The sequence below is a fragment of the Stutzerimonas sp. LR2 genome (assembly GCF_055755175.1).
Genome location: NZ_JBVTRR010000004.1, coordinates 87683 through 110332, shown reverse-complemented (window position 1 = coordinate 110332; position 22650 = coordinate 87683). Strand labels below are relative to the sequence as shown.

The window sequence follows — 22650 nt, the reverse complement described above, 5'->3', positions numbered from 1 at the left end:
GCGGTTCGCGTCCATGCGCGACGCCGGCTACCTTCCCGATCAACAGCAGGAGCAGACCATGCTTGGCGACTACTCATCGATCAACGATCACCTCGAAACCGCGCGCAAGCACGCCGACCAGGCGGAGACCGAAGCGAAGCCCGAACTCTATCGCGAGGCCGTCGACGAACTTGTCGCGGCAATTCGCCTGTTGATGCGCAACAGTACAGAAAAGGACAACTGAGCCCATTCCATCGCCTCGCCAGCTCCCTGGCGAGGCCTAGCGGGGACCCGCCATCCATGCGCCACGACACTGCGACGGAACCGCCACCCCTGGCCGAGGGCACCCGCCCTGTCCCGCTGGACGAAACCGCCGACACCGGCACGCTGCTTTGCCCTACCCTGCCACCCGACCTGCATTATGTGGACGATGCGCAGCCAGGCATCCGCCGCCGACAGCTGCGTGGAAAGTTCGCCTATTTCGCTCCGAGCGGCGAGCGCATCCGTGACGAAGAAGAGATTCGCCGGATCAACAAACTGGCGATCCCCCCGGCCTATCGGGACGTCTGGATCTGCCCCGACCCGCAAGGGCATCTCCAGGCCACGGGACGCGATGCCCGCGGACGCAAGCAGTATCGTTACCATCCGCGCTGGCGGGAAATCCGCGACAGCGACAAGTACGAGCGCATGCTGGAGTTCGGCGAAGCCCTGCCCAAGCTGCGCCGCGATCTGGAAAAGCACCTGGCCCTGCCCGGCATGCCGCGCGACAAGGTCATGGCGCTGGTGGTCACGTTGCTCGAATCGACCCTGATTCGCATCGGCAATTCCCGCTACGCCAGGGACAACCGGTCCTACGGGCTGACCACACTGCGCACGCGCCACGTGAACGTTAGCAGCACCGCGGTCCGCTTCCATTTCCGCGGCAAGAGTGGCGTGGAGCACGAGGTGACGCTGCGCGACCGGCGCCTGGCCAGGCTCATGCGCCGCTGCATGGAGCTACCGGGCCAGCAGTTGTTCCAGTATCTGGATGAGGATGGCCAACGCCGTGCAGTCAGCTCCAACGACGTGAATCTCTATTTACGGGAAATGACCGGCCGCGATTTCACCGCCAAGGACTATCGGACCTGGGCCGGCAGCGCGTTGGCGCTGGAACGGTTGCGCAAGCTCGACGCATCCTCGGCAAGCGTCGCGCGGCAGAACCTGGTGGAAACCGTCAAGCAGGTCGCGAGCCAGCTGGGCAATACCCCGGCGGTCTGTCGCCAGTGCTATATCCATCCGGCGATTCTGCAAGCCTTCAGCGATGGGGAGCTGGTCAAGCTACGGGCAGCGCGCAAGCGCAAATGGCTGAGCGCCGAGGAAGTCGCCCTGCTTGCCTTTCTGCGCAAAGCGGCCGATTGAGCGTCAGCTTCGACGCGGTCAGTGCTGATGCAGGGTGACGCGATTGCGCCCTGCCGCCTTGGAGGCATAGAGCGCGGAGTCCGCCCACTCGATCAGCTGTGCATGACTGCTGCTGGGCACGCTGAGGTCGGCCACGCCGAGGCTGATGGTGAAGCGAATGCGATGCTGCTCATGCTGCACCTCATGGCTCTCCACCGCATGCCGCAGTCGCTCTGCAAAGGTCAGCGCACCCTGCTTGTCGGTGTCCGGCAATAGCACGACGAACTCTTCACCGCCATAACGGCCCGCCACATCGGAATCGCGCAGGTTCTCGCGGATCAGCTCCGCGACCTGCTGAATCACCGCGTCGCCGACCTGATGCCCGTAGGTATCGTTGATCGACTTGAAATGGTCGATATCGAACATGACCAGCGCGGCCTGGCTGTCGTAGCGGCGATGACGGGCGTAGTCCAGGCGCAGCATTTCTTCCCAGTGCCCGCGGTTGTACAGACCTGTCAGGCGATCGGTGCTGGACAGACGCTGCAGTTCGGCGTTTGCCGCCTGCAACTGGCGGCGGTTGACCGCGACATCGGTGACGTCATAGATGATCAGGCACACCTGGTCGATGCTGCCATTGATGCCCTTGAGCGGCAGGAGCGTGGTGTTCTGGTACATGAAGTCTTCCAGCCCGGTGATCGGCTGGTAGTTCTTGAAGCGCAACAGGTACGGCCGTTGTTCCCAGATGGTGAACGACGGCGTGCCGAGGGTCATGACGCTTTCCACCTTGCGCCGGAACCAGTCCTCATCCACTTCGGGAAAAAGGTTGAAGAACGTCTGGCCGCGGGCCTTTTCGGGGTGCAGACCGGAGCGATTCTCCATGAAGGTGTTCCAGACCTCGACGCGATAGTCGCGGTCCAGTACCACGACACCCACGTCGATGCTCTGGACGATGGCCAGCAGCCAGTGAAGTTCGTTCAACTCGGCGGAATTGCTCATGCTCATTCCATCAGGTGGGCGAGCTTGCGGGTCAGCAGCTCGACCGAATCTTCGGTGAACAACAACAGCAGGTCAAAGTGGATGTCATGCCCTTCCAGGCTGTAGCTGATCTCCACCGCCAGGGTTTTCTTCCAGCGTGCGCTGTTGAGCCGGATCAGCTCGTCGATGGACGCATGCTGCCCCAGCACCTGCGGGTGCCCCTGGGAGAACACCACCTCGATCTGCTCGGCGATGCCACTCAGACAGGCGCTGATCAGCAGGCTCGACAGATCCAGCAGCATCTCCATCTCCAGGTAGTCCTGCCGGCGCATGAGGCGTGCCATGTCGGCGACTTCCGAGTCATGGAACAGCAGCAGTGCCTCACCGGCGATGCCACCCCCGATGTAGCCTTGGCATACCGCCGTAAGCTTGTCGCCACGGGCCGCATCGGCCAGCGCCATGTGCAGCTCGCCGACCTCGAGAATGTTCACGTTGGGTATCGGCAACTGGATGAATACGCCCAGCACCCTCGCCAGCAGCGCAGCGGCGCGACCCATGGCGACGTTGACCACTTCGCGGAAGGTGTCGCGGAAGCTGATCCGGCCGCCCTCGACGCGACCGATGAATGACGACACATCGTCCAGCAGGCCGAGGCTCGCCAGCGTCTGATGGAGATGCACCGGATCGGCGGGTTTCTTGATGAAGGCCAGCGCGCCGAGTGCCAGCACGCGGCGCACGGCCTCATCCTGGATATCCGCGGAGATGACGATGGTCTTGCACTGGAGCTGTTCTTCGCGCAGCTGCGCAAGCACCTGATAGCCGTCCAGCTCCGGCATCGTGAGGTCGAGCAGCATCACGTCGACGCCACCCTGGCGGATCCGCTCCAGCGCTTCCAAGCCAGTCGCCGCCTGACAGACGGTTACCGGCCAGCCGGCCGGCAGCGCTTGCAGCAGCTGCTTGCGCGCGAGGGCTGAGTCATCGCAGATCAACAGGGAAATGGCAGACATGGTACGAGCTCTCGTTGCCCGGACAACCTAGGCGCAAGAGCTTATCGCAGGACAAGGACGCTGTGTGCCCCATGAAGGCAAAATAGTGGCATTTTGCCTGGAAACCTGCCGAACGGCCCGGCGGACGCCGCCGCCGGGCCGCCGCCATCAGTAATAGGCGTTCTCGCGGTTGGTGTGATCGGTCACGTCGCGCACGCCCTTGAGCTCGGGAATCCGGGCCAGCAGGGTTTTCTCGATACCCTCTTTCAGGGTCACGTCTGCCTGGCCGCAGCCCTGGCAACCGCCGCCGAACTGCAGCACGGCGATGCCTTCCTCGACCACATCGATCAACGTTACCTGGCCGCCGTGGCTGGCCAGCCCCGGATTGATCTCGGTCTGCAGGTAGTAGTTGATGCGCTCGTTCATCGGGCTGTCTTCGTTGACCATCGGCACCTTGGCGTTCGGCGCCTTGATCGTCAGCTGGCCACCCATGCGGTCGGTGGCGTAGTCGACCAGTGCGTCTTCCAGAAAGGGCTCGCTGGTACCGTCGATCCAGGCAGTGAAGCTCTTGAGTGCCAGGGCGATGTCGTCCGGCTTTTCTTCACCGGGCTTGCAGTAGGCGATGCAGGTTTCCGCGTAGGGCGTGCCGGGCTGGGTGATGAAGATGCGAATTCCGATGCCGGTGGTGTTCTGCTTCGCGAGCAGGTCGGCCAGATAATCGTGTGCAGCTTCGGTAATGGTGATCGCGCTCATGGGAACTCCTCGCAGACATGCGCGGCAGTGTACGTCAAACCACTGCCACGGTTAAGTCCTAGTATTTTAGTCGGACTATCGGATTTCAAGTTCCACGTTCCGTGGATCGCCCTGGAACGCCTGCTAGAGGTTTTCATAACGGTTCATGTCCAGAACGCCGGCCTCTACCGGCTCGGTCTCCTCGAGATAGCGCGTCAGATCGTTGAAGTAGTGCCAGAACTGCGGATGGCTGCGGCGGATGCCCCAGCGCTCGACCAGCCGCTCGAGATCGGCGACCGCCTTCACCTGCTCCATCGCCGCAACGAAGATCGGGACGTCCGCCGCCGGCAGGTTGAAGATGAAGTTCGGGTAGCTGCTGAGGATGCCCGGATAGACTGTCAGGGTATCCAGGCGAGGCTGCCAGCGCAGCGACTCGCCAAACATGAACGCCACGTTGCTGTGAGCCCGGTTGCGCAGCAGGCTGTAGATTTCCCGACGGCCCCCGGCGTACTCGACCCGCACCAGGGTCGCCTCGGGCAGATGCAGGATGGCAGGCATACCGGCCGCCATCCGGTTGGTCAGCCGACTGAGCGCCTGTTCGACACGCTGCAGCTCGGCCGGCTGGTGGTCGCGATAGCAGTGCGTGCCCTGGCAGCGGTTGATCGGGTCGGGAGCGGCGTTGATACCCGCGTGCCGCGCCAGCAGCTGCCGGGCGAACACGCGCTTGGGATCGCCACTTTCCAGCGCAAGCTGTGTGGGTGTCGCGCGGTCGACCGATGTGTAGGCCAGCAGCAGCTTGAGCTGACCGCTTTTCTCGTACCAATCATCCAGGATGGCCTGACGCGATGCAGGTGGCAGCAGCCGCAGGAAGTTGAGCTCGGCGCCGTTGCGGATCAGGTCGAAATACAGCCGCGTCTGGCCCTGGTGGGACACATTGCCGAACACGTCGAAGTTGACCACCAACTGGTAATAGGTGCGCTCCAGCAGCGGATAGTCCATCCACCAGAGCGTCTGCGGAATTTCGCCAATCAGCCCTTTGCGCACCGAGGCGCTGTCATGCTGGCGGAACACGCTGAGCAAGGCGTTCTCGTTACCTGCCCAGATCTGCGGCCAATCGGCCGGTGCATTGGCGTAAGCCTTGGTGCGCAGCTGCTCGTACTGGTTGCGCTTCACGCGATAGGTCTTCCAGAACGCCAGCAGGTCGCCCATTTCGTCGAACTGCCCCGGCATGGCCAGCAGCGGTGTGGCCTGCTCACGAAAGCGCCGATCGGTGACATAGAGATCGTGCTGCGGGTCCTGGAAGAACACCCAGAAGTTGTCGCGGATGACATCAGTGGCGATCTGGCCTCGGCAGACCGGGCCGCGAATGAAGGTGCGCACGAAGTACTCAGCGTTATCCAGCATGAACTGGTATCGCGCCTCGGCAGGAATCGCCTGGAAGGTCTTGAACGGATTGGCCCGGTGATTCGCGCCATAACCGGGTAGCGATTCGACGGTCCAGTCGCCTGCGAAGAACAGCGCTCTGACCCGCGCCAGCTTCGTCGCACTCAAGGGATAGGTGATATGCGTCTTGTGCACGATCACGTCGCTGATGGGCCGCAGGCGGTAGCTGAAACGGGTACCCGGATCGTCATTCGGCCGTCGCGTGGCGATCGCATCGACCGGCTCGCCGCTGGGCGTACGCGAACGCACCAACTGATAGAAGTGACCGGGTTCGCCTCCCTCGAAATACAGATGGGCAATAAAGAGGTGCTCATAGAGCCAGCGCGCGACCAGGCTGCCGCGCGGGCCTGGCGTATTGAGCAGGCGTTCCCACTGTTCGATCTGCGTCGCTTCCCGGGCCGAGGGCTGCAGCTGTCGAGGCTCGACCGCGCCGCCCTGCTCCAGCCAGCGTTGCACCGTGGCGTATTCCTGATCGCTCAGGCCCGTCACGGCGAAAGGCATGCCGCCGTGCCGGGTCTTGCGAGCATAGCCATCGAACTCGTCGGGCAACGGGCAGTTGTTCTCCCGGTCGATGCCGATATTCAGCTCCGCAGGCAGCTTGGCATTGGGCGTCAGCGGCTGGCTGCGACCCAGATCCAGCATGCGCGCCATCAGCGCCGCCTGACCGCCCTGGGCGTCGAGCACCGAATGGAAGCCCTTGCGTCGCCAGGCCTGCTCGCCTTCGGCGTCGAAAAACAGACGAGTCGGGGCCTGGGCCTTGGAGCGTACGCCGTTGTACACCGGCAATTTGTTCGCACCACGCTCGGCGCCCTCGCCGCTGCCCAGATTGAGCTGGCACGGCGAGTCATAGCAGGCATGGCAGGCCACGCACTTGGCGGTGAAGATCGGTTGGATATCGCGCTGATAGGAGAGGACTTCGGCCTGTGCAGCGCTGCCGATGAGCAGGAACAGACAGCCGAGCCAGAAACGGTAGGACATGAAACGAACGCCTGAAAGTGACCCTGCATTCTAATGCGTGCACGACAAACGCCGCTTGCCTGCCCAACCTGAATAATCTTCATGCAAATGCGCGACAGCTAAAAAAGCATGCAGCTTTGCTATCATTCGCGCTCTTTTCGTTCCCGCTTTTCAGGTAGTTCCCATGTCCGCTCGCAACGCCCGACTTCAGGCCCTCCAGCACGCGCTCAGCCAGCGCATCCTGATTCTCGACGGTGGTATGGGAACCATGATCCAGAGCTACAAGCTGGAGGAGTCCGACTACCGGGGCGAGCGATTCGCCGATTGGCCGAGCGACGTGAAGGGCAATAACGACCTGTTGCTGCTCTCCCGCCCCGACGTCATCCAGGCCATCGAGAAGGCCTATCTCGATGCCGGCGCCGACATTCTGGAAACCAACACCTTCAATGCCACCCGGGTCTCCCAGGCCGACTACGGCATGGAAGAACTGGTCTACGAGCTGAACGTCGAAGGCGCGCGCCTGGCCCGTGAAGTGGCGGACGCCAAGACTGCCGAAACACCGGACCGTCCGCGCTTCGTCGCCGGCGTACTCGGCCCGACCAGCCGCACCTGCTCGATCTCCCCGGACGTCAACAACCCCGGCTATCGCAACGTCACCTTCGACCTGCTGGTGGAAAACTACGTCGAGGCCACCCGCGGCCTGATCGAGGGCGGCGCCGACCTGATCCTGATCGAAACGATTTTCGACACGCTCAATGCCAAGGCGGCCATCTTCGCCGTACAGCAGGTGTTCGAAGACGAAGGCGTCGAACTGCCGATCATGATCTCCGGCACCATCACCGATGCCTCCGGCCGCACGCTATCCGGCCAGACCACCGAGGCGTTCTGGAACTCGGTGCGCCATGCAAAGCCGATCTCCGTAGGCCTGAACTGCGCTCTGGGCGCCAAGGATCTGCGTCCGTACCTGGAAGAGCTTTCCAGCAAGGCCGACACCTTCGTTTCCGCGCACCCCAACGCCGGCCTGCCGAACGCCTTCGGCGAGTACGACGAGAGCCCGGCGGAAATGGCTGCAGTGGTCGAAGAGTTCGCCGCCTCCGGCTTTCTCAACATTATCGGCGGCTGCTGCGGCACCACGCCGGCGCACATCCAGGCAATTGCCGAGGCTGTCAGCAAATACCCGCCGCGCGTGATCCCGGACATTCCCAAGGCCTGCCGCCTGTCGGGCCTGGAGCCCTTCACCATCGACCGCAGCTCGCTGTTCGTGAACGTCGGCGAGCGCACCAATATCACCGGTTCGGCCAAGTTCGCCCGTCTGATCCGCGAGGAGAACTACACCGAGGCGCTGGAAGTGGCCCTGCAGCAGGTGGAAGCCGGCGCCCAGGTGATCGACATCAACATGGACGAGGGCATGCTGGATTCGAAGGCGGCCATGGTCACCTTCCTCAACCTGATCGCCGGCGAGCCGGACATCTCCCGCGTGCCGATCATGATCGACTCCTCCAAGTGGGAAGTGATCGAGGCGGGCCTCAAGTGCATCCAGGGCAAGGGCATCGTCAACTCCATCTCCATGAAGGAAGGCGTCGAGCAGTTCAAGCACCACGCCCACCTGTGCAAGCGCTACGGCGCTGCGGTGGTGGTGATGGCCTTCGACGAAGCCGGCCAGGCCGATACAGCTGCACGCAAACGCGAAATCTGCCAGCGCAGCTACGACATCCTGGTCAACGAGGTGGGCTTCCCGCCCGAAGACATCATCTTCGACCCGAACATCTTCGCCATCGCCACCGGCATCGAAGAGCACAACAACTACGCCGTCGACTTCATCGAAGCCTGCGCCTTCATTCGCGACAACCTGCCCTATGCCCTGACCTCGGGCGGCGTGTCCAACGTGTCGTTCTCGTTCCGCGGCAACAACCCGGTGCGCGAAGCGATCCACTCGGTGTTCCTGTTCCATGCGATCAAGGCGGGCCTGACCATGGGCATCGTCAACGCCGGCCAATTGGAGATCTACGACGAGATCCCGAAGGAGCTGCGCGACGCGGTCGAGGACGTGGTGCTCAACCGCAGCGCCGGCGGCACCGAGGCGCTGCTGGAGATCGCCGACAAGTACAAGGGCGATGGCTCGGTCAAGGAAGCCGAGACCGAGGAATGGCGCAATCTGCCGGTGGACAAGCGCCTCGAGCACGCGCTGGTCAAGGGCATCACCGCCTTCATCGTGGAGGACACCGAGGAGTGCCGCCAGCAGTGCGCACGCCCCATCGAGGTGATCGAAGGCCCGCTGATGAGCGGCATGAACGTGGTGGGCGATCTGTTCGGCGCGGGCAAGATGTTCCTGCCCCAGGTGGTCAAGTCCGCTCGCGTGATGAAGCAGGCCGTGGCACACCTGATCCCCTTCATCGAGGCGGAAAAGGGCGACAAGCCGGAAGCCAAGGGCAAGATCCTCATGGCGACCGTCAAGGGCGACGTGCACGACATCGGCAAGAACATCGTCGGCGTGGTACTGGGCTGCAACGGCTACGACGTGGTGGACATGGGCGTGATGGTGCCGGCGGAAAAGATCCTGCAGACCGCCATCGCCGAGAAGTGCGACATCATCGGCCTCTCCGGGCTGATCACCCCCTCCTTGGACGAAATGGTTCATGTGGCCAAGGAAATGCAGCGCCAGGGCTTCAGCCTGCCGCTGATGATCGGCGGCGCCACCACCTCCAAGGCGCACACCGCGGTGAAGATCGACCCGCAGTACAGCAACGATGCAGTGGTCTATGTCACCGATGCCTCGCGTGCAGTCGGCGTGGCCACCACTCTGCTGTCCAAGGAACTCAAGCCCGCGTTCGTCGACAAGACCCGCGAAGAGTACGCGATGATCCGCGAGCGCACCGCCAACCGCAGTGCGCGCACCGAACGGCTGAGCTACCTCGATGCCATCGCCAACAAGCCGCCGTTCGACTGGAGCGGCTACGCCCCGGTCAAACCGAGCTTCACCGGCCGCCAGGTGCTGGAAGACATCGATCTGCGCACCCTGGTCGACTACATCGACTGGACGCCTTTCTTCATCGCCTGGGACCTGGCCGGCAAGTACCCGCGCATCCTCGAGGACGAGGTGGTTGGCGAAGCGGCCACCTCGCTGTTCAACGATGCCCAGGCCATGCTGAAAAAGCTGGTCGACGAGAAGCTGATCCGCGCACGTGCGGTGTTCGGCTTCTGGCCGGCCAACCAGGTCCAGGACGATGACCTGGAAGTGTACGGTGACAACGGCGAGAAGCTGGCCACCCTGCATCACCTGCGCCAGCAGACCATCAAGCCGGACGCCAAGCCGAACCTGTCGCTGGCCGACTTCGTGGCACCCAAGAGCACCGGCATCACCGACTACGTGGGCGGTTTCATCTGCACCGCTGGCATCGGTGCCGAGGAACTGGCCAAGGCCTATCAGGACAAGGGCGACGACTACAACTCGATCATGGTCAAGGCATTGGCCGACCGCCTCGCCGAGGCCTGTGCCGAATGGCTGCACGAGCAGGTGCGCAAGCACTACTGGGGCTATGCGCCTGACGAGCGGCTGAGTAACGAGGAACTGATCCGCGAGCAGTACAAGGGCATCCGCCCTGCCCCCGGTTACCCGGCCTGCCCGGACCACACCGAGAAGGGCACGCTGTTCCAGCTGCTGGATGCCGACGGCATCAGCCAGGTCACCCTCACCGAGCACTACGCCATGCTGCCCACCGCGGCGGTCAGCGGCTGGTACTTCGCCCATCCCGAGGCGCAGTATTTCGCCGTCGGCAAGATCGACAAGGATCAGGTGGAAAGCTACAGCCAGCGCAAGGGCCAGGAATTGGCCATCAGTGAGCGCTGGCTGATGCCGAACCTGGGCTACGACAACTGATCTCGACGCGGGCGTCTCCCGACGCCTGCGTTCGATCCACGGAGCAAGTGCACCATGTCATCGGAAACACCCTGGCTGATCGACGAACTCGAAAATGCCGACATGCTGATCATCGACGGCCTGCACGCGTGGCAGTTCGCGCTCGACGAAGCCGTGCTGGATCAGGCCGACGCAGCCGCAGAAGCCAACCAGCCGTTCGCCAGCGAGGCCACCTTGCTGACCATCGACCTGGTGGACGGCCGGACCCGCCGCCAGTGGCAGTTCAGCTACAACCAGATCATGGAGGCGCAGCGCGACGCCGAAGATGAAAGCTGGCTGCTGGAAGGCCCGCACCGCCTGCAATGCCTCAGCGCCATTGGCGGCGAGGACGAGGACGAGTAGTCCACTGCACCTCAGCCGCACCCCGTTGAGGCGCCCCCATCGGGCGCCCTCCATCCAGGCACGCCAGAAAGGCGCCCCCAGCTAGGCGCCCCCATCCGTCAACGGCTGCGGACGGCTGCGCGGGTGCCCACCTCGTCAATCGCCGGTTCACGCGATACCGCCCCTTCGGTCAGCGGGCGCTCGATATACCGGTAGCTGAGCCCGGCGACGATCAGCGAGACCGTCACGCAGAGCGCAACGCGCGGTAGCACCGGCTGATCGTCCAGCCAGTGCATGCACAGCAGCCAGACCGGGATATGGCAGAGGTACAGCGAGAAGGAAACCTGGCCTATGGCTTCCAGCGGGCGCGAGAGGCTGCCGAAGATGGCTTCGCCGGAACAGGCCGCGAGCATGAAAGGAACGGCCAGCACCAGCGTCGTCGCCGCCCAGCGGAACGACGCGAACGGCTCCAGCGCGATGGCCAGCACGCTGGCCGCCAGCACCGACAGGCCCATCACCAGCACCTTGCTCACAGGCGACATCGCCTCGATGTCCCGTTCGACCAGCCGAAACGATTCCAGGGACGACAGCTTCCACAGCAACAGGCCGAGAAACAGCCCGTTGGCTCGGAACAGCCACTCGGGCGCAAACGGATTGGCAAAACTGAACCACAGCACGATGCCGATCACCGCCGGCCAGAACGCCCTGCCCAGCAGGAGCAGCAGCGGGAAAAGCAGGTAGAACTGTACTTCCAGGGCAATCGACCAGAAGTAGCCGAAATCCGTCTCGTGCAGCGCGTTGAACACATTGGCGAGGAAGAACGCCGCGCTCGCGGTCACGCCCAGCAGGGTGTCCAGCGAATAGCTGGGTGCGCCGCGTGGCGGCTCGAGCACGGCGAACAGCAATACCACCGCGGACCAGAACCAGGTCGGCAGCAGCACGCGGCGAATGCGTTTCTTGTAGAACCCGTACACCGCCGCCGCGTCGAATTGCCTGTGCTTGCGCAGGAAGGTTGCCCCCATCAGGAAGCCGGATATCAGGAAGAACAGGTCGACTCCGACACCCGGCAGAAAGCGTTGCAGCGCCCCATCCCACCAGACAGCCTCGGCATCTATCAGCATGACCGAGCCGTGGGCCAGCAGCACCAGCACGATTGCCAGGCCACGAAGAAATTGAATGTTGCGATTCTTGCCGTGCCGCGCACCGGCATCACTCATAAGCCATCCGTTGTTCGCCAGCCGCCGCGACTACCAGCCATTGCCTGGGTCATTCAGGATCGATTCCATCGCCTCGCGGCCTCGTTCGACATCAGGCCAGCCTCCCGCTGCGCCTTTGCATTGTCCAAGACAGGTCGATGTCGGGGTCGTTCAATCTCGCCGGCCGCGATCCGGACGAGGCCCGGCTCCGTTATGATCGCGCCCCTCGTTCTTCGCCACCGGTCACCGCCATGTCGCTTCTCGAACTGATCGCCTCGCTGCTGGGCGTTATCGCCGTCTGGCTGACCGTGCGGCAGAACAGCTGGTGCTGGCCCATCGGGCTGGGCATGGTGTCGCTGTATGCGTGGTTTTTCTTCGATGCCAAGCTGTACTCCCAGGTGCTGTTGCACGGCGTCTTCGCGGCGATGCAGCTGTATGGCTGGTGGGCCTGGACCCGCGGCGCCGATGGACACGGCCGGCGCGTGAGCCTGGCCAGCGGGCCGGAAGTGCTGGTCGGCATCGGCATGGCGGTGCTAGGCAGCCTGCTGCTCGGCAGCGCAATGGCTCGCTTCACCGAGGCGGCGTTTCCCTGGATCGATGCCAGCCTGACCGCCTTCAGCCTGCTCGCGCAGCTGTGGATGGCACTCAAGCGCCTGCAGTGCTGGCCGCTGTGGATCGTGGTCGATGCCTTGTTTGTCGGCTTCTTCAGCTTCCAGGGCTATTGGTTGACGGCCGGGCTCTACGCGCTGTTCACCGCGCTGGCGGTGATGGGGCTGCGTGAATGGCGTGCGACCCTGGTGGCCGCCCGATGAAGGTCGTCGTGCTCACCGGACCGGAATCCACCGGCAAGAGCTGGCTGGCCGATCGCTTGCGACGCCGCTTTGGCGGTCTATTGGTCGACGAGTACGTGCGTCACTACATCGAGCGGACGCAACGCGACACGACGCTGGCCGACATCCCGGCCATTGCCCGCGGCCAACTGGCCCGGGAAGACGCCGCACGGGCCGCCGCACCGCATCTGCTGATCCTCGACACCCATCTGCTGAGCAACGTGCTCTGGAGCCGCACGCTGTTCGGCGACTGCCCCGATTGGCTGGAAGCCGAACTGCAGGCGCGTGAATACCACCAGCACCTGTTGCTCTCGCCCACAGGCGCCGAGTGGCATGCGGACGGACAGCGCTGCCAGCCGGATCTAGACGACAGGCAGCGCTTCTATGAGCAATGCCGTGACTGGCTTCGGCAGCATCGGCAGCCGTTCGTTGAAATCGCTGGTGACTGGGCCGAGCGCGAACGTCAGGCAATTGCCTGGACACGAGCGCTGCTGGATGGCTGACCGCCTCAGCGGCTTGGCTGCCCGTCCCGGCGCAGCAGCAGGCCGATGGCGAGGATGACCAGCAGGCTGCCCGGCAGCCAGTGCCATCCCATGCGCGCGGGCTGATCGAAGAACAGCAACAGCATCGAGACGAAGGGCACCAGGTAGCTGTAGGCCGTTACCGCCCCGGGGGTCAGTGCGCTGGTGGCGCGCTGCTGCAGGAAGAAGGTCATCGCGCTGGAGAACACGCCCAGGTAGGTCACCAGTAGCAGGTCCAGCAGATTCATGTGTAGCAGCGCCGCCGGTCGCTCCCATATCGCCCCCATCAGGCCGATCAGCACAGCGCCCGCCACCAGGCTCCAGAAGGTGCGCAGGCCCGCCTGGGTCGGCAACGATCCGTTGGCCAGCCCCCATTTGCTGAGCACCGGATAGAGCGCCGAGGCGACGCAGCCGAAGAAGAAACCCAGCTCGCCGAAGCCCAGCTGCATCCCGGAGAAGTCGCCGCCATTTTCGGCCCAGGCCAGCCCCAGCGCCCCGCTCGCCCCGAGCGCGAGAATGGCGAGCAGCCTGCCCGCGCGCTGTTCGACGCCCAGCCCCCGGCCGAGGCAGTACGCCAGCAGCGGCACGCTGACGAACAGGGTCGCCATGGACAGTGCACTGACCCTATGCGCCGCCCAGAACATGGTGCCGAAGAAGCCCGCCAGGCAGAGCCCCATGGCCGCGTAGAGCAAGAGGGTTCGCCAGCCCGGGCGCCCATCGCTCTGGCGCCACGCCAGCGGCGCGAGTACCAGCGCGGCGATGCCGAAGCGCATCGCCGTCAGCAGCAACGGGGGCAGCCCGTCACTGAGCAGCCCGACCGCGGGAAAGGAAAGCCCGACGAACAGCGCCCAGAGCAGCATGCCTAGATGGGCCTGGGTGACACGCTTGCGCTCATGGCCGCGCGTCGTCGCGCCTGCGCGCGGATCGTCTCGGCTGATGGTGGGCGTATGGCTGGGCTCTTGATAGCGACGACTCAAATCTTCGCTCCGGCGGGATGGTTTCGGGCTGGCGCGGCGTCTATGAACGCGACGCCGACCGTCGAATGACCTTGATGGAATAGGTGAGGTTCGGTTTGCGCGTCACGCTGATCGGCCGCCGAGTGACGGTGTCCAGAGTGATGTTCCAGAAACCCGAGCTTGGCGCGACGATCTTCGCTGGAAAACGGTCGAACGCACCGCCGTGGTAAGTGTGCCGGCCGCCATTCTTGAAGCTGCGAAAGTTCGCGTCGTTCATCAGACGTATATTGCAGGTCTGCGAACACTGGATAACGACGATGTCACCTTCTTCAAGGTGCTCGCGCTGGTGTATGAACTTCATCGACTGCTCCGACACGGTTTGTGGCAAAGCGCAGAACGATAGCATGCATACCGCTGGAACCGGCCTGCCGACGATCCCGGACCGCACAAGGCATGCAGCCCAAGTGGCTGACCCAGGGCATCCTGCTTGGCCTGGCCATCGACATGTGGACGGGCGACATCGGCGCTCGTATCGGTATCGCCCCGGGCCTGATGCGCCGAGGTTGACCGCGCTCGCCGCGAGCGGGTTGTCCTACGGACCGGGTTGTGTATGCTCTGCCGACCTGTCCGAAAGTCTCCTTCCTGCCATGTACAGCACGTCACGTCCCTGCTCTGTCAGCCTGCCCGCAGGAAGTCGGCTGCTGTTTCTCTTCGATACCGGATTGCTGGCCGTGTGGTGATGGCGCCCAGTCGCGCCTTTTCCTGCACATCCATTTCCTGCTTATCGAGGTCCGCCGCCCATGTTCGCGGTTCGTAACACCGTTCAGATTGATGCCCCCATCGTGCGCAACGCGACCCGTTGCGGTTTCTTCATGGCCGGGTTCGGCCTTTCCGTCTGGGCGCCGCTGGTGCCCTATGTCCGTGAACGCATCGAGATGACCGATGCGGTGTTCGGTCTGTTGCTGCTGTGCATCGGGATCGGCTCGCTGACCTGGATGCCCATTTCCGGCGTCCTGGTGGCCCGCTGGGGCATTCGCCCGGTGCAGCTGTGCAGTGTCGCGCTGCTGGCCCTAGCGCTGGCCGGCATGGCGCTGACCGATTCGATCGGGTGGCTGGGCCTGGCGCTGTTCTGTTTCGGCGGCAGCCTGGGCGTCATCGACGTCATCATGAACATTCAGGCGGTGCTGGTGGAAACCGCTGTCGGCCGCCGGCTGATGTCCAATTTTCACGGCATGTACAGCCTCGGCGCCATCAGTGGTGCGCTGGTGCTGACCGGCCTGCTGAGCCTGGGTCTGGCACCGGAGGTCGGTAGCTTCATGATGATCGGCGTGATCGTGGCGGCGAACCTGGCCCTTGCGCGCGGCTACCTGCCGAATCGCGCGCCCGGTGGCGGCCTCGCCTTCGTCCGCCCGACCGGGCTGGTGATGCTGGTCGGCCTGATGTGTTTCGTCGTGTACCTCGCCGAAGGCGCCGTGCTGGACTGGAGCGCGCTCTATCTGACCGGTGAGAAAGGCCTGGAAGTCGCCAGAGGCGGGCTCGGCTATGCGGCCTTCGCGCTGATGGTCACCATCGCCCGTTTCGCTGGCGCTCCGCTGGTGAACAGCCTAGGCACGGCGCGGGTCATCGCCTTCGGCGGCATGCTGGCGGCATTCGGCATCGGTCTGAGCCTGACTGCCGATCACTGGGCGCTGGCATTGGTCGGCTATGGGTTGTGCGGCCTGGGGTGCGCCAACGTTTCGCCCGTGCTGATCTCCTCGTTGAGCCGGCAGGACGGCATGCCGGTGCAGCTGGCCGTCACCGTCGCCACTACCATTGGCTTTGCCGGCGTGCTCGCCGGCCCGGCGATGATGGGCATGGTCGCCCATTTCAGCTCGCTGGGCATGGCCTTCGCACTGCTCGCCGTCCTGCTGCTCGGTATCGTGCCGTTCTGCCGTCGCTTCGCGGCGTGAGCCCGGCTAGAATGCGCGCCCTATGCGCATCCCCGACTTCCAGCAACGCCTCGCCGATATCGGCGCCAAGCCCCGTCATATCGGGCGGATGACCCGCGCCTGGCTCAAGGGCCTGCCGCTCGATGTCGGGCGGCGCCAGCAGCAGGCCGAGGACTTCCTGCCGCTGAGCGTGCGCGAAGGTCTGCCGGCGCTGAGCCTGGAAATCGACGCACTGGCCCGCCTGCGCTCCGAGCACCCGGCTGCCGATGGTTCGGCAAGACTGCTGGTGGAGCTTGGCGATGGGCAGATGGTGGAAAGCGTGCTGCTGCCGCGCGACGGACTGTGCGTGTCCAGCCAGGTCGGCTGCGCGGTGGGCTGCGTGTTCTGCATGACCGGCAAGAGCGGCCTGCTGCGCCAGCTGGGCAGTGCCGAAATCGTTGCTCAGGTCGCCCTCGCCCGCCGCTTCCGCCCGGTGAAGAAGGTGGTGTTCATGGGCATGGGCGAGCCGGCGCACAACCTCGACAACGTACTCGAGGCGATCGACCTGCTCGGTACCGAGGGCGGCATCGGTCACAAGAACCTGGTGTTTTCCACCGTAGGCGACCTGCGCGTGTTCGAGCGCCTGCCGCAGCAACGGGTCAAGCCGGCCCTGGCGCTGTCGCTGCACAGTACCGACGGTGCCTTGCGCCAGGCGCTGCTGCCGCGCGCACCGCAGATCGCCCCGGAGGAACTGGTCGAGCTTGGCGAGACCTACGCCCGCGCGACAGGCTTCCCGATCCAGTATCAGTGGACGCTGCTCAAGGGCATCAACGACAACCAGGAGGAGATGGACGGTATCCTGCGCCTGCTCAAGGGCAAGTATGCGGTGATGAACCTGATCCCCTACAACAGCCTGGAAGACGACGCGTACCAGCGGCCTGAGGGTGAGCGCATCGTGCAGATCGTGCGCTATCTGCACAGCCGCGGCGTGCTGACCAAGGTGCGCAATTCGGCCGGCCAGGATATCGATGGCGGCTGCGGCCAGCTGCGCGCCCGCGCCGAGCAAGTGCTCGGACGCAGGCGGCCGCGCTGATCGGGCCTGAACCCACCTCGCCAACGGCTGTCGGAGCGCTGTAGCAGACGCCGTTTCGGTGTTCATCTCAGCAAGGAAAGCGCAACACCGCATGCATACCCTGGAACAACTCGAACGTGGCGAACTGGCCGGCATCAGCCGCCTTGATCTTTCCGCCGGCCTTGACGTCTTTCCCGACGCGATCTTCGGCCTCGCCGATACGCTGGAAGTGCTGAACCTCTCGGGCAACCAGCTCGACAGCCTGCCAGCCGACCTATCCCGGCTGCGCAAGCTGCGGATCCTGTTCTGCTCGGACAACCCGTTCACCGAGGTGCCGGAGTGCCTCGGCGATTGCCCGCAGCTGGAAATGGTCGGCTTCAAGGCCAATCGTATTCGTCATCTGCCTGCCGATTCCTTGCCGCCGGCTCTGCGCTGGCTGATCCTTACCGATAACCAGCTGGAAAGCCTGCCCGCCGAGATCGGCAACTGCCGAAGGCTGCAGAAGCTGATGCTCGCCGGCAACCGGCTGACCAGCCTGCCGCTGTCCCTGTCCGAATGCACCCAACTGGAGTTGTTGCGCATCGCCGCCAACCGCCTGCAGCTGCTGCCAGACTGGCTGCTGACACTGCCGCGCCTGAGCTGGCTGGCCTTCGCCGGCAACCCCTTCAGCGACGCCAACGAGGCCGCGAGCCTTGCACGCCACTCGCTGCCGGCAATTGCTCGGGCGCAAGTCATGCTGCATGAACAGCTCGGCCAGGGAGCCTCCGGCGTCATTCACCGAGCGCAATGGCAGGTGCCCGGCCAGGCGCCGCGACCCATGGCGGCGAAGCTGTTCAAGGGACACGTCACCAGCGACGGCCTGCCGCATAGCGAAATGGCCGCGTGCGTGGCGGCTGGCCGTCACGCCAACCTGATCGACGTCGCCGGCCCACTTGCCGACCACGCAGAGCTGACGCCCGGCCTGCTGATGGATCTCGTCGACCCTGGCTTCCAGCCCCTGGCCGGGCCACCCTCGCTGGCCAGCTGCACGCGCGACAGCTACGGTGCAGAGCAGCGTTTCAGCCTCGAACAGGTCCTGAGCATCGCCAGCGGCGTCGCGTCCGCCGTTGCTCACCTGCACCGCCGCGGCATCCTGCATGGCGACCTCTATGCCCACAACCTGCTGGTCGATCCGAGTGGCGCCTGCCTGCTCAGCGATTTCGGCGCGGCCTCCTTCTTCGAGCCCGACAGCGCAGCCGGACAGCGCCTCAAGCGCATCGAAGCCCGCGCTTTCGGTTGCCTGCTGGAAGAATTGCTGCAACGCTGCCCGGACACCGATCCACGTCAGCATGTCCTGCTGGATCTGCAACGACATTGCCTGAACGACAACATCGAGCAGCGACCGGACTTCGACCGTCTGCATAGCCTTCTCGCCGCGCTCTGACGCGCATTACCGGAGCGATTACACAGCCATGACCTCACCCGAAGCGGACGAGCCGCGCTCGCCCTATCCCAAGCCCTACGCCGACACTCCGCTGGACCAGGACCCCTTCGTTCGTGGACTCAAGCAGCGGCTGCCCGAGCACCTGCGTGATTCGTTCAATGAGGAGCAGCTGGCGGCATTGCGCGGTGTCTTCGGCGCACGCTCCTGGGTCAGGCACCGGGTCGACCTGCGCGGCACGGTGCGGTTGTGGCGCAATCACTACTATTTCGCGATCGTCGCGGGGCGCAACAAGCGCAACCTGACCCGCCCGCAGCAGAACCTGTCGCTGATCGCCAAGGCTGCGCTGGCGACCCTCTTCCTGCTGTTTTCCGCCCTGGTCGGGCTGGTAATCCTCTACCTGCTCAAATCCGCGCTGGGCATCAATCTGTTCCCCGATTTTTCCCTCGGACTCTGGGACTGGTTCAAGGAGAGCCTCTGACCGCCTGCGTCTTGTAGCTGGCCAGGAAGACGCTACGCTGAATGACGCGCGGAGAGTGGATCGGGTTGATCGGAATCAAACCTCAATCTGCCCGCCGGTAGAACACTAAATGCGCTCTGACCTTCCCGAGCTTCTACAGGAGTTTGTGAAATGAACGACGCTTCGAACAAACCTGCAGTCAGTACGGATGAAAAGAAGGTGCCGACGGCACCACAAGACCCATGGCGCCCCTTCGACACCCTGCGGCGACAGGTCGACCGGCTTTTCGATGAGTTCGATCGCCCCTGGCATCTGCCCTTCAGTCGCCACGGCCTGGAAACGGCGCCTCTCTGGCAGGGCGGACCCAGCCGGATGCCGGCGGTAGATGTGGTCGAGAAGGAAAATTCCTTCGAGATCACCGCCGAGTTGCCTGGCCTCGATGAAAAGGATGTCGAGGTGAAGCTGGTCGGCAACAGCCTGGTGATCAAGGGAGAAAAGCGCCAGGAGCACAAGGAGGAGAAGGACGGCTATCACCTGTCCGAGCGCTCCTTCGGCAGTTTCCAGCGCAGTTTCGCACTGCCGGACGGGGTGGATCGCGAGCAGATCGAAGCCAAGTTCGGCAAGGGTGTGCTACGTGTTTCGCTGCCCAAACACCCCGGCACTGGTGAAGGAGCGAAGACCATCTCGGTCAAGGCCGAATGACCAGCGAAAGGGCCGGCTGCCAGCATGGCCGGCCCTCCCCCCCCCGTTGATGCGGCCTGCCCGGATCAACGCTCCGCCGACCTCGGATCACTCGACTAGACTTCGGAAAACCCTGATTCGAGGCAGCCATGAACGACGAGCAGGAAAAGAACCTGACATTGCGGCAAATGCTCGGCAGTGTGCTGGCCGCCGCCTTGGGTGTGCAAAGCGGCAAGAACCGGGCAAGAGACTTCAGCCACGGCAAACCCAGCCACTTCATCATTCTCGGCGTGGGGTTCACCGTACTGTTCGTGCTGATCGTCCTGGGTGTGGTCAAGCTCGTGCTTTATCTGGCGGGCCTGTAGCCGCTATTGGTGGCTGACCCAGAAAATTGCCGTTCCCACGGCGAGCATGATCAAGGCAAATATCGCCGCGGCATCCACAACACTGTCGCGCTGGTCATTTCTCACGGGACTTCTCCTCTAGCAGCTACGGTCGCAGCCTGTTCTTCTCGCAGTTAAGACCAGGGAACGAGGTTGCTCAAGGCGTGTTAGCCGTAAGTCCATTTCGCTTGGTTTAGTTCTAAACATATTCCCAAACATCACTTTTGCGCATAACAAGTAGCTGGTATCGTGCCGCCCTCCCTAAATGGGTGCGCGGCCGTGCGCGCGAAGCTGTAGCAGCCTGAGAACAGGACATTTATGTACGTTTACGACCAGTACGACCAACACATCATCGAGGATCGGGTCCGGCAGTTCCGCGACCAGACCCGCCGCTTCCTGGCCGGTGAACTCGCTGATGAGGAATTCCGCCCGCTGCGCCTGCAGAATGGCCTGTACATCCAGCGCTACGCGCCCATGCTGCGCATTGCCGTGCCATATGGCCTGCTTTCCTCGACGCAGGTGCGCAAGCTGGCAGAGATCGCTCGTCGCTACGACAAGGGCTATGCCCATATCAGTACCCGTACCAACGTGCAGTTCAACTGGCCCGAGCTGGAAGACGTACCCGAGATTCTCGCCGAACTGGCCACGGTGCAGATGCATGCCATCCAGACCAGCGGCAACTGCATCCGCAACACCACCACCGATCAGTTCGCCGGCGTGGCTCGTGATGAGCTGATCGACCCGCGGCCCTGGTGCGAAATCATCCGCCAGTGGTCCACCTTCCACCCCGAATTCGCCTTCCTGCCGCGCAAGTTCAAGATCGCCGTCAACGGCGCAGTGAGCGATCGCGCTGCGATCGAAGTGCACGATATCGGCCTGGAAGCGGTGAAGAACGATGCAGGCGAGCTGGGCTTCCGCGTTTCGGTCGGTGGCGGCCTCGGCCGGACGCCGATCGTCGGCAGCTTCATCAACGAATTCCTGCCGTGGCAGCACCTGCTGAGCTACCTCGATGCCATCCTGCGGGTTTACAACCGTTACGGCCGCCGCGACAACAAGTTCAAGGCGCGCATCAAGATTCTGGTCAAGGCGCTGACGCCTGAAGTGTTCGCCGAGCGCGTCAACGCCGAGTGGGCGCACTTGAAAGACGGCCCCACCACCCTGACCGAAGCCGAAGTGCAGCGCGTCAGCAAGTTCTTCGTCGATCCGCAGTACAAGGCTCTGCAGGATCAGGACGCCGCCCTCGCCCAGCTAGACGCCGAACATCCCGGTTTCGGCCGCTGGCGCCAGCGCAACGTGGTGGCGCACAAGAAGCCCGGCTACGCCGCCGTGACGCTGTCGCTGAAGAGTACCGGGGTGGCCCCTGGCGACGTCACTGACAAGCAGCTCGACGCCATCGCCGATCTGGCTGATCGCTACAGCTTTGGCGAAGTGCGCAACTCCCACGAGCAGAACATGATCCTGGCGGACGTAGAGCAGGCCAGGCTGTTCGAGCTGTGGCACGAACTGCGCGAGCTGGGTCTGGCCACGCCGAACATCGGCTTGCTGACCGACATCATCTGCTGCCCGGGCGGCGATTTCTGCTCGCTGGCCAACGCCAAGTCGATCCCGATCGCCGAGGCCATCCAGCGTCGCTTCGACAACCTCGATTACCTGTTCGACCTGGGCAACATCGACCTGAACATCTCCGGTTGCATGAACGCCTGTGGCCATCACCATATCGGCCACATCGGCATCCTCGGCGTGGACAAGAAAGGCGCCGAGTTCTACCAGGTCTCGCTGGGCGGCAGCTCCGGCCGCGACGCCAGCCTCGGCCAGATCCTCGGCCCATCCTTCGCCCAGGATGCGATGCCCGACGTGATCGAGAAGATCATCACCGTCTACGTGGAGCAGCGTACCGAAGATGAGCAGTTCATCGATACTTTCCGCCGCATCGGCATTGATCCCTTCAAGGAGCGCGTCTATGCAGCGAATCATTAAGAACGACCAGTTGGTCGACGAAACCTGGCACCTGCTCCCCAAGGAGCAGACCCTGGACGACCTGTGCAATAGCGACGATCTGATCGTGCCGCTGCACCTGTGGCTCGATCATGCACATGCGCTCAAAGCCCGTGACGGTGGCCTGGGTGTGTGGCTCGATGCCCATGAGCAGGTGGAAGATATCGCTGACGACCTGCAGTACTTCCAGGTCATCGCGCTGAACTTCCCGAGCTTTACCGATGGTCGTCACTACTCCAGCGCGCGCCTGCTGCGTGAGCGCTACGGTTACAAGGGTGAGATCCGCGCCATCGGCGATGTGCTGCGCGACCAGCTGTTCTACATGCGCCGCTGTGGCTTCGACGCCTTCGCCATCCGCGCCGATCGCGATCCCGTCGATGCCCTGGAAGGTCTCAAGGACTTCTCGGTGACCTATCAGGCCGCGGCCGACGACGAGCGCCCGCTGTTCCGTCGCCGTCAGGTCTGACGACAACGCCAGCAAGTGAAAAGCCCGCCAATTGGCGGGCTTTTCATTGGCGTCACTGATACATCCAGAAGTTCGGA

At 63.7% G+C, this 22650-nt stretch carries 21 protein-coding genes; 14 read left to right on the top strand and 7 right to left on the bottom strand.

The window, feature by feature from the left end:
- The first annotated feature begins 13 nt into the window (after positions 1–13).
- Together ACVRRC_RS15015 and ACVRRC_RS15010 are read left to right on the top strand one after the other, a co-directional pair.
- Positions 14–223, top strand: a complete 210-nt coding sequence (locus ACVRRC_RS15015; protein WP_014596767.1) for a hypothetical protein — start codon at positions 14–16, stop codon at positions 221–223.
- Positions 224–279: 56 nt separating this feature from the next.
- Positions 280–1377 (top strand): DNA topoisomerase IB, encoded by a 1098-nt coding sequence (locus ACVRRC_RS15010; RefSeq protein WP_014596768.1) that lies wholly within the window; start codon positions 280–282, stop codon positions 1375–1377.
- Positions 1378–1395: 18 nt separating this feature from the next.
- On the opposite strand, the gene ACVRRC_RS15005 is transcribed toward ACVRRC_RS15010, so the two are convergent.
- The 4 genes from ACVRRC_RS15005 to ACVRRC_RS14990 all read right to left on the bottom strand — a co-directional run bounded on the left by ACVRRC_RS15005 (position 1396) and on the right by ACVRRC_RS14990 (position 6470).
- A complete protein-coding gene (locus ACVRRC_RS15005; protein WP_017246111.1) occupies positions 1396–2352 on the bottom strand; it encodes a sensor domain-containing diguanylate cyclase in 957 nt (318 codons plus the stop codon).
- 2 nt (positions 2353–2354) lie between these two features.
- Positions 2355–3338, bottom strand: a complete 984-nt coding sequence (locus ACVRRC_RS15000; protein ID WP_013982878.1) for a response regulator — start codon at positions 3336–3338, stop codon at positions 2355–2357.
- Positions 3339–3485: 147 nt separating this feature from the next.
- Positions 3486–4070, bottom strand: coding sequence for a Fe-S biogenesis protein NfuA (gene nfuA, locus ACVRRC_RS14995; RefSeq protein WP_011913347.1), 585 nt, complete (start codon positions 4068–4070; stop codon positions 3486–3488).
- Between the two features lie 123 nt (positions 4071–4193).
- Entirely contained in the window at positions 4194–6470 is a 2277-nt protein-coding gene (locus ACVRRC_RS14990) for a fatty acid cis/trans isomerase (protein ID WP_472997171.1), read from the bottom strand.
- Between the two features lie 163 nt (positions 6471–6633).
- Between ACVRRC_RS14990 and metH the strand changes: the two genes are divergently transcribed.
- Both metH and ACVRRC_RS14980 read left to right on the top strand, forming a co-directional pair.
- Positions 6634–10326 carry a methionine synthase gene (gene metH, locus ACVRRC_RS14985; RefSeq protein ID WP_472997170.1) on the top strand — a complete coding sequence of 1231 codons (3693 nt, stop codon included), beginning with the start codon at positions 6634–6636 and terminating at the stop codon, positions 10324–10326.
- Positions 10327–10380: 54 nt separating this feature from the next.
- The gene (locus ACVRRC_RS14980) at positions 10381–10707 is read left to right on the top strand and encodes a DUF5629 family protein (protein ID WP_037000814.1); all 327 of its coding nucleotides are present in this window, start codon (positions 10381–10383) and stop codon (positions 10705–10707) included.
- 98 nt (positions 10708–10805) lie between these two features.
- On the opposite strand, the gene ACVRRC_RS14975 is transcribed toward ACVRRC_RS14980, so the two are convergent.
- Positions 10806–11903, bottom strand: coding sequence for an acyltransferase family protein (locus tag ACVRRC_RS14975; protein ID WP_230485781.1), 1098 nt, complete (start codon positions 11901–11903; stop codon positions 10806–10808).
- Positions 11904–12133: 230 nt separating this feature from the next.
- On the opposite strand from ACVRRC_RS14975, the gene pnuC reads away from it, so the two are divergent.
- Together pnuC and ACVRRC_RS14965 are read left to right on the top strand one after the other, a co-directional pair.
- Entirely contained in the window at positions 12134–12694 is a 561-nt protein-coding gene (pnuC, locus tag ACVRRC_RS14970; protein WP_045159134.1) for a nicotinamide riboside transporter PnuC, read from the top strand.
- Positions 12691–13215 carry an AAA family ATPase gene (locus ACVRRC_RS14965; RefSeq protein ID WP_049339790.1) on the top strand — a complete coding sequence of 175 codons (525 nt, stop codon included), beginning with the start codon at positions 12691–12693 and terminating at the stop codon, positions 13213–13215. The genes pnuC and ACVRRC_RS14965 overlap by 4 nt, the downstream gene beginning before the upstream one ends.
- A 5-nt stretch (positions 13216–13220) precedes the next feature.
- Here the strand turns inward: ACVRRC_RS14965 and ACVRRC_RS14960 are convergent, their stop codons facing one another.
- On the bottom strand, positions 13221–14210 hold the full coding sequence (locus ACVRRC_RS14960) for a DMT family transporter (protein ID WP_125912746.1): 990 nt from the start codon (positions 14208–14210) through the stop codon (positions 13221–13223).
- Positions 14211–14250: 40 nt separating this feature from the next.
- Positions 14251–14550: a DUF1883 domain-containing protein gene (locus tag ACVRRC_RS14955; RefSeq protein ID WP_013982886.1), complete on the bottom strand. Its 300-nt coding sequence runs from the start codon at positions 14548–14550 to the stop codon at positions 14251–14253.
- A gap of 439 nt (positions 14551–14989) precedes the next feature.
- Here ACVRRC_RS14955 and ACVRRC_RS14950 point away from each other — a divergent pair, with 439 nt between their 5' ends.
- From ACVRRC_RS14950 to ACVRRC_RS14915, 8 genes are all read left to right on the top strand, one after another.
- On the top strand, positions 14990–16138 hold the full coding sequence (locus ACVRRC_RS14950; protein ID WP_013982888.1) for an MFS transporter: 1149 nt from the start codon (positions 14990–14992) through the stop codon (positions 16136–16138).
- Between the two features lie 22 nt (positions 16139–16160).
- Positions 16161–17189, top strand: coding sequence for an RNA methyltransferase (locus ACVRRC_RS14945; protein ID WP_013982889.1), 1029 nt, complete (start codon positions 16161–16163; stop codon positions 17187–17189).
- Positions 17190–17280: 91 nt separating this feature from the next.
- On the top strand, positions 17281–18591 hold the full coding sequence (locus ACVRRC_RS14940) for a leucine-rich repeat-containing protein kinase family protein (protein WP_472997169.1): 1311 nt from the start codon (positions 17281–17283) through the stop codon (positions 18589–18591).
- A 28-nt stretch (positions 18592–18619) separates the two neighbouring features.
- Complete coding sequence (locus ACVRRC_RS14935; protein ID WP_011913359.1) at positions 18620–19069, top strand: hypothetical protein; 450 nt, start codon at positions 18620–18622, stop codon at positions 19067–19069.
- A gap of 150 nt (positions 19070–19219) precedes the next feature.
- Entirely contained in the window at positions 19220–19750 is a 531-nt protein-coding gene (locus ACVRRC_RS14930; protein ID WP_013982892.1) for an Hsp20/alpha crystallin family protein, read from the top strand.
- A 128-nt stretch (positions 19751–19878) separates the two neighbouring features.
- A complete protein-coding gene (locus ACVRRC_RS14925; RefSeq protein WP_011913361.1) occupies positions 19879–20094 on the top strand; it encodes a DUF2970 domain-containing protein in 216 nt (71 codons plus the stop codon).
- A 336-nt stretch (positions 20095–20430) separates the two neighbouring features.
- On the top strand, positions 20431–22089 hold the full coding sequence (locus ACVRRC_RS14920; RefSeq protein ID WP_048329101.1) for a nitrite/sulfite reductase: 1659 nt from the start codon (positions 20431–20433) through the stop codon (positions 22087–22089).
- Complete coding sequence (locus ACVRRC_RS14915) at positions 22073–22573, top strand: DUF934 domain-containing protein (protein WP_011913363.1); 501 nt, start codon at positions 22073–22075, stop codon at positions 22571–22573. The genes ACVRRC_RS14920 and ACVRRC_RS14915 overlap by 17 nt, the downstream gene beginning before the upstream one ends.
- Positions 22574–22650: the final 77 nt, after the last annotated feature.

Bases quoted from the DNA above. Each gene is read 5' to 3' on its own strand.
- ACVRRC_RS14990 (WP_472997171.1), bottom strand. From the start codon at position 6,470: ATGTCCTACCGTTTCTGGCTCGGCTGTCTGTTCCTGCTCATCGGCAGC.
- ACVRRC_RS14915 (WP_011913363.1), top strand. From the start codon at position 22,073: ATGCAGCGAATCATTAAGAACGACCAGTTGGTCGACGAAACCTGGCAC.
- metH (WP_472997170.1), top strand. From the start codon at position 6,634: ATGTCCGCTCGCAACGCCCGACTTCAGGCCCTCCAGCACGCGCTCAGC.
- ACVRRC_RS15010 (WP_014596768.1), top strand. From the start codon at position 280: ATGCGCCACGACACTGCGACGGAACCGCCACCCCTGGCCGAGGGCACC.
- ACVRRC_RS14950 (WP_013982888.1), top strand. From the start codon at position 14,990: ATGTTCGCGGTTCGTAACACCGTTCAGATTGATGCCCCCATCGTGCGC.
- ACVRRC_RS15015 (WP_014596767.1), top strand. From the start codon at position 14: ATGCGCGACGCCGGCTACCTTCCCGATCAACAGCAGGAGCAGACCATG.
- ACVRRC_RS14920 (WP_048329101.1), top strand. From the start codon at position 20,431: ATGTACGTTTACGACCAGTACGACCAACACATCATCGAGGATCGGGTC.
- ACVRRC_RS14940 (WP_472997169.1), top strand. From the start codon at position 17,281: ATGCATACCCTGGAACAACTCGAACGTGGCGAACTGGCCGGCATCAGC.
- ACVRRC_RS14925 (WP_011913361.1), top strand. From the start codon at position 19,879: ATGAACGACGAGCAGGAAAAGAACCTGACATTGCGGCAAATGCTCGGC.
- ACVRRC_RS14955 (WP_013982886.1), bottom strand. From the start codon at position 14,550: ATGAAGTTCATACACCAGCGCGAGCACCTTGAAGAAGGTGACATCGTC.
- ACVRRC_RS14935 (WP_011913359.1), top strand. From the start codon at position 18,620: ATGACCTCACCCGAAGCGGACGAGCCGCGCTCGCCCTATCCCAAGCCC.
- pnuC (WP_045159134.1), top strand. From the start codon at position 12,134: ATGTCGCTTCTCGAACTGATCGCCTCGCTGCTGGGCGTTATCGCCGTC.
- nfuA (WP_011913347.1), bottom strand. From the start codon at position 4,070: ATGAGCGCGATCACCATTACCGAAGCTGCACACGATTATCTGGCCGAC.
- ACVRRC_RS15005 (WP_017246111.1), bottom strand. From the start codon at position 2,352: ATGAGCAATTCCGCCGAGTTGAACGAACTTCACTGGCTGCTGGCCATC.
- ACVRRC_RS15000 (WP_013982878.1), bottom strand. From the start codon at position 3,338: ATGTCTGCCATTTCCCTGTTGATCTGCGATGACTCAGCCCTCGCGCGC.
- ACVRRC_RS14945 (WP_013982889.1), top strand. From the start codon at position 16,161: ATGCGCATCCCCGACTTCCAGCAACGCCTCGCCGATATCGGCGCCAAG.
- ACVRRC_RS14965 (WP_049339790.1), top strand. From the start codon at position 12,691: ATGAAGGTCGTCGTGCTCACCGGACCGGAATCCACCGGCAAGAGCTGG.
- ACVRRC_RS14980 (WP_037000814.1), top strand. From the start codon at position 10,381: ATGTCATCGGAAACACCCTGGCTGATCGACGAACTCGAAAATGCCGAC.
- ACVRRC_RS14930 (WP_013982892.1), top strand. From the start codon at position 19,220: ATGAACGACGCTTCGAACAAACCTGCAGTCAGTACGGATGAAAAGAAG.
- ACVRRC_RS14975 (WP_230485781.1), bottom strand. From the start codon at position 11,903: ATGAGTGATGCCGGTGCGCGGCACGGCAAGAATCGCAACATTCAATTT.